Source organism: Thermopolyspora sp. NPDC052614 (assembly GCF_040678635.1).
Lineage (GTDB): Bacteria > Actinomycetota > Actinomycetes > Streptosporangiales > Streptosporangiaceae > Thermopolyspora.
Genome location: NZ_JBFATZ010000002.1, coordinates 46,654 through 58,601 on the forward strand (window position 1 = coordinate 46,654; position 11,948 = coordinate 58,601).

Below are 11,948 nucleotides of genomic sequence, written 5' to 3' on the forward strand. Positions count from 1 at the left end.
TGCCCTTACCTTGGCGCACTCGTTACCTTGGCGACGGACTCGTGAACTCCCGCTTACACGATCACCACTCGCGGGCAACTAACCTTTGGGCCTACACAGGAACCGCTCGGATGATCAGGAGTGCACCTTGCTCGGAATGGTGCTGGCCGCCGGGGCCGGACGCCGGCTTCGGCCGTACACCGACACGCTGCCGAAGGCGCTCGTGCCGGTCGACGGCGAGACGACGATCCTCGACATCGCCTTGCGCAATCTTGCCGCCGTGGATCTGCGGGACGTCGTGGTGATCGTCGGCTACGCGGCGCAGGCCGTACACGACCGCAAAGACGCGCTGGAACGGCGGCACGGCGTGCGGCTCACCCTCGTGCACAACGACAAGGCCGAGGAGTGGAACAACGCCTACTCGCTGTGGTGCGCACGCGACCATTTCCGGCAGGGCGCGCTGCTGGTGAACGGCGACACCGTGCATCCGGTGTCGGTGGAGAAGACGCTGCTCGCGGCGCCGGAGACCACCGACGTCCTGCTCGCGGTGGACGACGTCAAGGTATTGGGCGAGGAGGAGATGAAGGTCACCCTGTCCGAGGAGGGGCACCTTCGCGAGATCACCAAGCTGATGGATCCGGCGGCGGCGTACGGCGAGTACATCGGCGCCACGCTGATCCGGCCCGGCGCGGCCGAGCGGCTCGCCGACGCGCTGCGGGCGACGTTCGAGCGGGACCCGCAGCTGTACTACGAGGACGGCTACGCCGAGATGGTCGCCCGCGGCGAGAAGATCGCGATCGCGCCGATCGGCAAGGTCGACTGGGTCGAGGTGGACAACCACGACGACCTCGCCAAGGCCCGGCGGATCGCGGGCCGCTACGAGGAGTCGGTGTGATGAATCTCGCATGCCGCCGCCCGGCCGGGGGGTCGCCATGCCGTTACTAGCCCGCATGCTGACCGCGCCGCTGACCGTGCAGGTACGGCGCGGCGCCGTCGCCGACCTCGGGGCGCTGCTCGCCGACAGCCGGGTGGCCACCTCGGGGCGGGTCGCCGTCGCCGTCGGCTCCGGCCAGGGCGACCACATCACCCGCATGATCGCGCCGACGCTGTGCGACGCCGAGGTGTTCCACACGCCCGACGGCTCGGTGGACGCGGCCGTGTCCCTCGGCGCCGGCCTGCGCAAGGGCGCCTACGAGGCCGTGGTCGGCATCGGCGGCGGCAAGACGATCGACGTGACCAAGTACGCGGCGTCGCTGGCGGGCATCCCGATGGTGGCGGTGGCGACGAATTTGTCCCACGACGGCATCTGCTCGCCGGTCTCGTCGCTGGAGCACGAGGGCGGCAAGGGCTCGTTCGGCGTGCCGATGCCGCTGGCGATCCTGGTGGACCTCGACTTTGTGCACAACGCGCCGCCGTCGCTGGTCCGCTCCGGCGTCGGCGACGTGATCAGCAACCTGTCCGCGATCGAGGACTGGCAGCTCGGCAACGTCGAGCGCGGCGAGCCGATCGACGGCCTGGCGGTGTCGATGGCCCGCACCAGCGCCGAGGCGGTGCTCGGCCGGGAGGACTCGATCGAGTCCGACGCGTTCCTCACCGTGCTCGCCGAGTCGCTGGTGCTGTCCGGCATGTCGATGGTGGTCGCCGGGTCGTCCCGTCCGTCGAGCGGCGGAGATCATGAGATCCTGCATGCCGTGGATCAGTTGTTTCCTGGCACGTCCAACCACGGCGAACTCGCCGGGATCGGGACGGCCTTCTGCTTCTTTCTGCGCGAGGACGCGCGGCGGCTGACGCTGGTGACCGAGTGCCTGCGCCGCCACGAGCTGCCGGTGACCCCGGCGGACGTCGGCCTCACCGCCGAGCAGTTCACCGAGGCCGTGATGCTCGCCCCGTCCACGCGTCCGGGCCGGTACACGATTCTTGAGCACCTGCGGCTGTCGGAGGCCGAGGTACGCGACCGGGTGAGGGACTATGTCGATGCCGTCGCTGGCTGAGTTCCGGCACCTCGCCCAGCCGCCGTCGACGATCGACCGGCGCAACGGCGAGCACTGGGCCGGCCTGCTGTACATGCGCAAGTTGTCGATCTACGTGACGTACGCCTTGGCGCGCACGCCGATCAGCCCCAACCAGGTCACCGGGCTGATGATCGTGACCGGGGTGCTGGCGGGCGCGGTGCTCGCGCTGCCGGGGTTGTGGGCGGCGCTCGCCGCGGCCGTGCTGGTGCAGGTGTACCTGCTGCTCGACTGCTCCGACGGGGAGCTCGCGCGGTACACCGGACGCACCTCGATCACCGGGGTGTACCTGGACCGGGTGGGGCACTACTTCGCCGAGGCGGCGATCCTCATCGGGTTGGGGTTCCGCGCCTCACAGGTGTGGCCGGACTGGTACACCGTGCTGGGGTTCGCCGCGGCGCTCGGCGCGATCCTGATCAAGGCGGAGACCGACCTGGTGGACGTGGCGCGGGCCCGCTCCGGGCTGGTCGCGGCCACCGAGGCGGCGGCGGGGCAGTTCCGCTCGGCGGGTCTTGCGCGGGCCCGCCGGGCGGCGGCGGTCCTGCGCTTCCACCGGCTCGTTCAGGCCGTCGAGCTGAGCCTGATCGCGCTCGTCGCGGCGGTGGTCGACATGCTGCGGGGCGACCTGATCGTGACCCGGTGGCTCGTCGTGGCCTGCGCGATCGTCGCCGTCGTACAACTTGTTCTGCACCTGGTGAGCATTCTGGCGTCGCGGCGGCTAACGTGATCCAGTATCGGAACCCTGGGCGGTCATCGAACGTCGAACCGTTTGGACACCCGCCGTTTGGCCGGGGTTCGCCCGTGGTTCCGATACCCTTGTTGCCCAGCAAAGACCGTACACCCCGAGATGCAGCCTCACACAGAACATGGTGATCATGAAAGCATGTGCCTTCCATGCGTCAGGGCGATGACGCGTTGAAGATCTCATGTGTCATTCTCACCATGGGCAACCGGGTCGCGGAGCTGGACCGGGCGGTCGAGTCCGCCCTCAATCAGTCCGATGGTGACGTCGAGGTCGTGATCGTCGGCAACGGGGCGGACGTGCCGGAGATCAAGGCCACGCCCCCGGAGGGGTCCGCCGCGACGGTCAAGACCATCCGCCTGCCGTACAACGTCGGCATCCCGGAGGGCCGCAACCGCGGGGTGCAGGAGTGCTCCGGCGACGTGGTGCTCTTCCTCGACGACGACGGCTGGTACGCCAACCAGAAGGTCGCCGCGCACATCCGCGAGCGGTTCGCCAGCGAGCCCGACCTCGCGGTGATCTCGCTGCGGGTGATGGACCCCGAGGGCGGGGCCGGCCAGCGGCGGCACGTGCCCCGGCTGCGCGCCGGCGACCCCGCCCGCTCCTCGCCGGTCACCACGTTCCTCGGCGGCGCCAGCGCGGTGCGGCGCTCGGCCTTCCTGCAGGTCGGCGGCCTGCCCGAGCAGTTCTTCTACGCGCACGAGGAGACCGACCTGGCCTGGCGGCTGCTCGGCGAGGGCTACCGCATCGAGTACGACGCGCAGACGGTGATGTACCACCCGCAGGTGCCGCCGACGCGGCACGCCGACTTCCACCGGCTCAACGCGCGCAACCGGGTCTGGCTGGCCCGCCGCAACCTGCCCTGGCCGCTCGCGGCCCTCTACCTGCTCGACTGGATCGTGCTCACCTTGATCCGCGAGCATTCCCTGACCGCGTTGAAGGCCTGGTTCAAGGGCTTCGGCGAGGGGCTGCGCCAGCCCGCCGGCGAGCGCCGCCCCATGGCCTGGCGTACCGCCTGGCGCATGCTCCGGCTTGGGCGGCCCCCGATCGTCTAGCGCGCCGCCGGGGCCGCGTCCTCGATGGACATGCGCACGTGCCTCGCCGTACCCGATAGCAGGGCGGTCTTCGGGAGGCCGAGTTCGCTCAGCTCCTTCGCGATCGGATGGTTGCCGAGCCTGATCAGCGCGCCGCCCGGGCGCAGGCGTACCCCCGAGGCCCCGACGGTCCACCGGGTGCGGCGGGTCACGTCGTCCAGATGGGTGAACGCGTCCACGCGCGGGAGCGTCACCGGGGGAAGCACGGCGGGCGGCGGAAGCGGGATGCCGGGCCGGATGAGCATGTCCAGCACCAGACGCCCGTCGCGGCGCAGGATGCACCTTTTGTACGGCGAGTCGAGCCGCAGATCGACGTCGGCCAGCTCCTTGGGAAAGCCCCAGATCGCCCGGCCCGCCTCCAACGTGAAGCCCTGATCCACCGGCAGCCAGTGCACGAACGCGCCCGCGCCCACCTGGCGCAGGTCGCGGGGGCCCGCGAGCGGGCTGCGCGCCGGCGGCCTGCCGCCCTCGGGCGGGCGGACCAGGAACGCGACGCAGAACTCGTTGTACGCGCCGAGGTCGCCGTCGTGGTAGCGGACGAAGCCGAGGACGCAGATCGCCTTGCCGGGGAGCACCTCGGTGACGTCCATGCCGGAGTAGGCGAGCACGGCGCGCGCGGCGTCGGCCCGCACCAGGTAGGTCGCGCCGCAGACGGTGGCGTCCCGGATTTCCACGGGCATGACGAGCTCGCGCCCCTGGATGATGTGCCTAGCCATATGACCAGGAGATCACGCCGGGCGGCTGTGTGTCATCGGGGTGGGCAGGTGCGGCCCCGCGGCGGGCGTCCCGGCGGGGCCGTCCCCGTGATCGGCGTTCAGGCGGGTCTTGCCGTGGTGTGCGGAGACGGTGGCGGGCGTGGCCGCCAGTCGCTCCAGGTATCCGACGAACTCCGTCGCGTGGTCGGGCCAGTGGAAGTGGTGCAGCGCCTCGGCGTACCCGCGGGCGCCCATCGCCGCGCGCCGCTCGGGGTCGTCCTTCAGCCGGAGTACGGCTCGCGCCGCCGCCGCCACGTCCCCGAACGGCACGATCACCCCGCAGTCGACGCGGCCGACGAGCGAGGCGGCCATCGGCAGCGGGGTGGTCACCACGGGGACGCCGTGGGCCATGTACTCGATCACCTTGGCCGGGAGCGACCGCCGGTGGTGCGGGGCGTCGTGAAGCAGCGACAGGCCCGCCAGCGCGCCCTCGGCCATGCGCAGGGCGTGCCGGTTGGGGACGTGGCCGTACCAGTCGAGCAGGCCGGTCCGCTGCGCGTCGCGCAGCAGCGCCCGGGTCGGCGGGTCGGCGGGGCCGATCAGGTCGAGCCGGATGCCGTGCGGGGCGAGCCGCCGGGCCAGCTCGATCATGTCGGCCGCGCCCCGCGTGTGCGACAGGCGGCCCACGTACACCACGCGCCGGTCCTTCGGCGGCGCGGGCGGCACCGGCGGGACGTACGTGGTGTCCGGGACGACCGGGTGGCCGCCGGGGAAGCGCTCGCTCAGGGACTCCTCGGCGAGGATCAGGCGCAGGCGGCGCTCGGCCTGGTCCTCCAGCCACCGGGTGAGGGCGTGCAGCGGGCGGCGGGCGAACCCCGGCAGGTCCGGGCGATCGTCCAAGGCGCCCGCCGCGTCCTCGTGCACGTCCCACACGGTCGGCGGGCGGCGGCGCTCCGGGGGCAGCACGAGCAGCAGCTCCAGGTCGTGCACGAGGAGCACGTCCGCGTCCCGAACGCCCCGCCGTAGCGCGCTCCACGCGGCCCGCAGCGCCCGCCCGCGCCGCCTGCCGACGGCCCTCGGCACGTCGATCGCCCGGATCTCCGGCGGCGGCGTCACGTTGCAGTCGGTGAATGGGGCGATATAGGTGACCTCATGGCCCGCTGCTAGCAATGCCCGGATCTGCCGATGCATGATCCGGGCATCCTCGGGATGATGGACGACTGTCCCGACACACACCCTCATGTCGCCATGCTGGGTGCCGCCTCCGTCACCGCCGAATGCGGCCGGTGAACGTCGGCGAAACCGCCGCTGAACTTCTGGCCCGGCACCTTCGCCGCGCCCGCCGGGCTACTTGCTCCGGGCGCTGCTGGTGCGGTAAAGCCAGCTCAGCCGGGGTTCGAGCATCCAGCTGAACAGGCGACGCGTCTCCGGCAGGCACAGGATGATGGCGAGCGCGAAGGCACTGGTCGCGATCGCCGCCACGCCGAGCGGGCCGAACAGCCAGGGGAAACTCAGCCAGCCCAGCTCCTTGGCGGTCAGCACCACCACGCCGTGCAGGATGTACGCGTACAGGGTGCGGGTGCCGAGGTCGGAGAACCACGTGCGCCCGCGTGGCACCAGCGCCAGGATCGCCGCCGACATCAGCAGCGCGGCGATCAGCAGGCCGACGCGCACGCCCATGCCCGTCCACCACGTCATGTGCAACTCGGCGTAGCCGCTCTTGTAGTAGATCGGGCCGAGCTTGACGTGCGGCGCCACCAGGATCGCCACCACCACCGCGCCCGCGAGCACGAACCCGGCGGCCACCTTGATCCAGGTGCGGTTGAGCATCTCCAGGTGCTCCTCGCGGAGCATCAAGCCGATCACGAAGAACGGCATGAGGCCGAAGAACCGGTCCATGCTGAAGTCGCCCGGCAGGTCGGACAGGCCCGCCAGCAGGTAAACGATGATCGACAGGGTGATCGGGAAGCGCATGCGTTTCCACACCGGTGTGCTGAGCCGCCACAGCAGCAGCGCCACCAGGTACCAGTTGAGCCACGCCGGGTCGATGATCGTGAGGCTCCACTTCTGGCCGAGCGCGTACCGCAGCACGGCGAAGAGGACCTCGACGATCACGTAGGGCACCAGGAAGGTGTCGACCAGCTTGTTGGTCTTGGCGTTGGAGTTCCAGAAGGTCCGGCTCAGGTAACCGCTGATGATCACGAACAGCGGCATGTGGAACACGTAGATGAACAGGTACGCCGACCTCGCCGAGTCCGCGTCGAGCGTGGGCACGAGCGAGTGGCCCATGATCACGAGAGCGATCAGGAGGAACTTGACGTTGTCGAGGTACGGGTCGCGCCTGCGCTTGGCCGGTGGGGCGGCGGGGGGCGTCGCCGGGGCGGCGTCCGTGGCCGGGGGTTGCGGGGCGGGGGGCGTCGCCGGGTGCGCCTGGCCGTCCGTCCGGGCGGGCTCGTGCGCGGGGTCCTCGCGCCGGACGCTCTCACGGGTGGCGTACAGGGTCGCGGGCTCGGGCGCGTACAGGGCCTCGGCGTCGAGGGGCGCGTACGAGGCCGCCGGGTCGGGCGCGTACGGGGCCGGATAGGGGTGCCGATCCGGGCCGGAGCGCGGCTCGGGCGACGTGGGGCGCGGGGAGCCGAACCCGCCGCCGAAGCCCGGGCCGACGGGGTGCGGCACGCCCGGATCCGCGTCGATCGCGGGGAACGTGGACGTCGGCGCGGCCCCCAGCGCGTCGTCCGCGCCGGGGTCGGTGTAGGGGGGCACGTCGCCGTACGGGCCGCCGGAGTGGCGTGACGCGCCGGAGCGGGCGGCGCCCAGCGCGTCCCCGTGGCCGCCCCGGCCGTGGGACGCCGCGTCCCCGTACGGCCCGGCGGAAGGCCATCCGCCGCCGGAGCCGGCGGGCGGCGCGTCCGCCCGGCCGGTGCCGGACGGCTTGCGGCGGGGCAGGGGCGTGGACGGACGTGACGCGTACGGGTCGCCGGAGGGCTGTCCGGACGAATGCGGCGCGGCGGCGCGGGGCGCACCGGGCGGCGGCGTCGGACCGGACGCCCGCGGCTCCGGGGCCTCCGGCGAGCGCTTGGGACGCTCCCAGAACGACCAGCCGTCGTCCTTGGGAGCGTCTACATGGGGGATGGGCGGCACGGGCGGCATCGGCATCTTGGGCGCCGGCGGCCTCGCTCCGGGGCGCTCGGTCTGATCCGGGGGATCCGGCCAGGCGGGCACCCGATCCATCTGGCTGGTCGGCGCATCCTGGTCGGTATCGGGAGAATCCCCGTCGTCGGCGCGCGGGACCGGTGCGTGGAAGGACGATCGGGTGTCGCTCACTGGGGAAACGCTCAGCTATCTGCTCGGAGAACGGAGACGTCAGCGAGAACGCCCCCACGCGTCAAATGATTCGAAGCGGTGAGCGTGCCCGCCAGATCACCCACGATAACGCGCCACCGCATCTCTGTCGTCCTCGCCACTGAACACCGAATCTGATTCGAATTTTCCGTGAACCTCAACCGAACTCCCACCAGACCCCCACCAGACCCGGACCGGACCCCAACCGGACCGCACCTCGCATTGCCCGTAAACCCTGGCCTGACCTGCGCTGACAGGCATCGGGCCGGATACCGTGCCGGCTGGGGTCCGCCTTGTCGATCACGCCGAGCAGACGTTGGTCTTGGAGTCCACGACCCTGGCGCTGTCGGGGATCTTGACCGGAATCTTCACGCCGTCCCAGTCCTTGCCGATGATGAGCTGGATCAGCGGCCCCTTGTCGGTCGCCCCCGTGCCCGTCGCGGCGCCGGTGGCGGCGGTCGTGGTCGACGTCGAGGGCGTGAAGGGCGTGACCGCGCCGTTCGGACGCACCCGCCCGGCCTCGGCCGTGACGCCCTTGGTGAGCAGCTTGCCGATCACCGGAGTGGCGTAGTCCGCGCCGTTCGCGGCCCGCTCCGGGTACAGCACCTTGGTCTTGAGGTACTCGGTGCCGTCGGCCTGCAGCGCGTTGCCGACCTCGACGACCTTGAAGCCCTGCGCGGCCAGCGCCTCGGCGGCCTCCTTGGCCTTGCCCGGGACGCTCGTGCCGTTCAGCACCTGGATCCGCACCTGACCCGGCTTGATCGCCACCTTGGTCGGGGCCTTGGACGCCGAGCTGCTCGCCTTGGGCGTCGCGGTGGGCAGGTCCACGTCACTGCGGATGGCGTTGAACAGGTTGTCCGCGTCGGGCTGCTTCCACTGCACGCGGTCCTTGTTCGCCGGCCACGGCTCCCAGGGAATGGTGATGAACTTGATACCGCCGGAGACGAGCTTGCGCCCGCTCTGCGCGATCTCGATCAGGACCTCGGTGTTGAGGTCGGAGTCCATCTCGACGGAGTGGGCGGCGGCCGTGACGAACGCGTTCAGCTTGCCGAAGTTGGTGAGCAGGTCGCTGCTGGTCGCCTTCTTCACCACCTGGTTGAGGAAGACCTGCTGGCGCTTGATCCGGCTGATGTCGCTGCCGTCGCCGATGCCCGAGCGCAGCCGTACGTAGCCGAGGGCCTCCTCGCCCATCACGATCTGCTTGCCGGCGGGGAGCTTGAGCTTGGCCTTCTTGTCGTCGACCGCGTGCGGGAGGCAGATCTCGATGCCGCCCAAGGCGTTCACGATGTTCTTGAAGCCCGCGAAGTCCACCTTGATGTAGTGGTCGATGCGGATCTTGGTGTTCGCCTCGATCGTCTTGATCGTGCACACGATGCCGCCGTCGTTGAACGCGGCGTTGATCATCTCCAGCCGAGGGGCGATGCGGGCCTTGGTGGTCGGGTTGACGCACTCGGGGTGCTGCACCATCGAGTCGCGCGGCAGGCTGACGAGCAGCGCCTTGTCCCGGTTCGGGGAGATGTGCATGAGGATGATCGTGTCGGTGCGCTCGCCGACGGTCTTCTGGCCGTATTTGTGGTTCTCCTTGCCGGCCCGCGTGTCGGAGCCGACGAGCAGGACGTTCAGCGCGCCCGTGGTGTTCGCCGGGCGGTTCTTGCCCAGCGCCGTGGCGATGTCCCTGCGGTTGATGCCGCCGAGGGCGTCCCGATAGACCTTGTACGCCGCGAGGGTGACCATCACCATGACCGCGGTGAGCACCACGCTGATGTACGCGAGCACCCGCATGCGTTTGCCGCCGCCGCCCCTCGCCTGCGAGCGGCGGCGCCCTCGGGGTGGCTCGTCACCACCGTCCGGCTCGCCGAGCGGCCCCTCCCGGTACGGGTCGAGGGTCTGCGTGCCCGCCGCGCGAGAATGCCGGGAAGGCATCGTTTGAACGGCCGAGGCGTGGGGGCCACCGGCGTGCGGCACGCCGCCCGGGCGCCCGTGCACCGGGTGAGGGCCGGAATGCGGGCCAAAGGCGTGCGGCCCCGGCTGTGTCCCTGCCTGTGTCCCTGCCTGTGTCCCTGCCTGTGTCCCTGCCTGTGTCCCTGCCTGTGTCCCTGCCTGTGTCCCTGCCTGTGTCCCTGCCTGTGTCCCCGGCTGCATCCCCGGGTACGACCCCGGGGGTCCGCCCTGCGGAGCCGCGTGCGTGCCCGACCGCGGACCGGCCTGCGGCCCGCGGTTGGCGTCGCCGCCCTGGGAGGGGGCCTCCCCGCCCCGTGCGCGGCGAGCGGCCCTGCGGCCTGAAGCGGGGGGTGCCCCACCGGCCCTGGAAGCGTGATCCTGAAGGGCGACGTGTCGATGCTCGCTCATTCTGCCCCTGAGGTTTAGGCCACCGAGACGGCTCGGGGACACGTGATCGGCAGGCTCCGTGTGACCGATCCCGTTTGGCTCCGCTGGATGATCTGGCGGTCAGCATACCGAGATCCGGACATTTGGCGTGGCGGGTTCGGGATTACTCCTCCGTGATTGCCAGGAAACTCCCAGCTAGCCGCCCTGATCGGAATGTCGCCGAAGCGCGGTCGCGCCGGCCAGAAACGCCAGCGGAACGGCCGGAAGGACGTATCGATAGTCGAATTCGGCCGTCGCCGCCGGAACCACGAGCAGCACAACCGCCGTCGTCCACGGCAAAACCCACTCCGCCGGACCATACCGGCGCACCTCCCCGCTCGGGCGTCGGTTCCCCTGCCGGGGACCGGCGGCCCGATCCGGCCGGAGCCGTCGCAGTCGCCGCGTCGCCGCGGCCAGCGGCGGTACCAGCAGGACGGCGACCAGCACCGTGCCCGGCAGGCGGGCGACGTCCTGGTAGCCGCGCAGGATCCCCGCGTACGGCTCGACGATCGAGGTCGTGATCGGCCCCCGCTCGTACTGCTCTGCCAGTCGGACCCCCAAGGTCGCCGGGCCACGGCTCGGCGGCGGGGGCGAGGCGGCCGGGAACTCGTACAGGTCGTAGATCTCCTGGGTCGGGTACACGGGCCGCCCCCAGGTGAACGAGCGGACCAGTTCCGCGGCCACGGACGCGAGGTAGTCCAGCGGCTGACTACGGATGGCCAGCACGGCGAACCGTCCCGCCAGCGCGTCGGTGCGCGCGAGGAACGTGATGCCCGGCAGTCTGACCAGCGGCGAGTCGTCATCCCAGATGTACTCCTGCGACGGCGGCCGCGCGGACGGCGGACGCGGATCGCACAACACCGCCAGATCACCCGGCGGACGCATGACCGCGCAGTCCGCGAACGACATCGTCCGGGCGTACAGGAACACCCCGTTCGCCCCGACCAGCCCGAACCGGTGGTGCGTCCCCCAGAACCAGGCCGCGTAGCCGCCGACCGGCAGCAGCACCGCGACCGCGAGCGCCACGGCGGGCCCCACCCGCCGCCACCGCCGCCCGCGCGCCCGCGACAGGAACCACACCCCGACAACGACGATCAGCGGCAGCCCGATGCTCCGGGTGAGCGTCGCCCCGGCGAGCAGCAGGCCCACCGCCACGCCCGCGCGCGGCCCCGGGTCCCGGCGCATGGCGATCCCCGTCGCCGCGACGACGAGCAGCGCGAACAGCGTGTCCGAGACGAGCAGACGCTCCAACTGGATCTGGTAGGCATCCAGCAGCACCGGCGACGCCGCCACGACGGCCATCCACCGCGGCGCGAACCGCCCGGCGACCACGTAAACGACCACACCCATCGCGAGCCCGAACAGATGCTGCGCGAACGCCACCACCGCGAAACTGTGAAACGGCTCCAACACCCGCAGGAACATCGAGTACCCGGCGGGCCGCACCAGATCCGGGCTCGGTCGCAGCGCCGTCACCACATAGGTGTACGAGTCCGGAAACCACAGCACCGGCCGGAACCCGAGCGCCGCCGTCACCCGCAGCGCCGCCGCCACCCCGAAGACCACGAGAAACCACCGATGCCGCCCCGCCCAGGCCCTCACCCGCGCGTGACGCGGCACGACGGCCGGGCCCGAACGCACCGCAACCCCGGGCCGCTCGGACGTCACCGCCTCCGGCGCGCTCGTCGTCTCCTCGCGAGCCCCGTCCACCCTGCTCCCT

General features: G+C 71.4%; 9 protein-coding genes. 4 read left to right on the forward strand and 5 right to left on the reverse strand.

Features of this window, described 5'->3' with window-relative positions:
- The first annotated feature begins 127 nt into the window (after positions 1-127).
- The 4 genes from AB0K60_RS03785 (at position 128) to AB0K60_RS03800 (ending at position 3,785) form a co-directional block, all read left to right on the forward strand.
- Entirely contained in the window at positions 128-874 is a 747-nt protein-coding gene (locus tag AB0K60_RS03785) for a phosphocholine cytidylyltransferase family protein (RefSeq protein WP_364048253.1), read from the forward strand.
- A 55-nt stretch (positions 875-929) separates the two neighbouring features.
- Complete coding sequence (locus AB0K60_RS03790) at positions 930-1,970, forward strand: iron-containing alcohol dehydrogenase family protein (protein WP_364049267.1); 1,041 nt, start codon at positions 930-932, stop codon at positions 1,968-1,970.
- Positions 1,948-2,715, forward strand: coding sequence for a CDP-alcohol phosphatidyltransferase family protein (locus AB0K60_RS03795; protein ID WP_364048255.1), 768 nt, complete (start codon positions 1,948-1,950; stop codon positions 2,713-2,715). Before AB0K60_RS03790 ends, AB0K60_RS03795 begins: the two co-directional genes overlap by 23 nt.
- Before the next feature lie 188 nt (positions 2,716-2,903).
- The gene (locus AB0K60_RS03800; RefSeq protein ID WP_364049269.1) at positions 2,904-3,785 is read left to right on the forward strand and encodes a glycosyltransferase; all 882 of its coding nucleotides are present in this window, start codon (positions 2,904-2,906) and stop codon (positions 3,783-3,785) included.
- On the opposite strand, the gene AB0K60_RS03805 is transcribed toward AB0K60_RS03800, so the two are convergent.
- From AB0K60_RS03805 to AB0K60_RS03825, 5 genes are all read right to left on the reverse strand, one after another.
- The gene (locus AB0K60_RS03805; RefSeq protein ID WP_364048257.1) at positions 3,782-4,540 is read right to left on the reverse strand and encodes an acetoacetate decarboxylase family protein; all 759 of its coding nucleotides are present in this window, start codon (positions 4,538-4,540) and stop codon (positions 3,782-3,784) included. The two genes, AB0K60_RS03800 and AB0K60_RS03805, sit on opposite strands and share 4 nt — an antisense overlap.
- 12 nt (positions 4,541-4,552) lie before the next feature.
- Positions 4,553-5,761 carry a glycosyltransferase gene (locus AB0K60_RS03810; RefSeq protein ID WP_364048259.1) on the reverse strand — a complete coding sequence of 403 codons (1,209 nt, stop codon included), beginning with the start codon at positions 5,759-5,761 and terminating at the stop codon, positions 4,553-4,555.
- A gap of 105 nt (positions 5,762-5,866) precedes the next feature.
- Positions 5,867-7,843 (reverse strand): acyltransferase family protein, encoded by a 1,977-nt coding sequence (locus AB0K60_RS03815; protein ID WP_364048261.1) that lies wholly within the window; start codon positions 7,841-7,843, stop codon positions 5,867-5,869.
- A gap of 318 nt (positions 7,844-8,161) precedes the next feature.
- Positions 8,162-9,784 carry an LCP family protein gene (locus tag AB0K60_RS03820; RefSeq protein ID WP_364048263.1) on the reverse strand — a complete coding sequence of 541 codons (1,623 nt, stop codon included), beginning with the start codon at positions 9,782-9,784 and terminating at the stop codon, positions 8,162-8,164.
- 600 nt (positions 9,785-10,384) lie between these two features.
- On the reverse strand, positions 10,385-11,938 hold the full coding sequence (locus AB0K60_RS03825) for a hypothetical protein (RefSeq protein ID WP_364048265.1): 1,554 nt from the start codon (positions 11,936-11,938) through the stop codon (positions 10,385-10,387).
- Between the last annotated feature and the right edge of the window lie 10 nt (positions 11,939-11,948).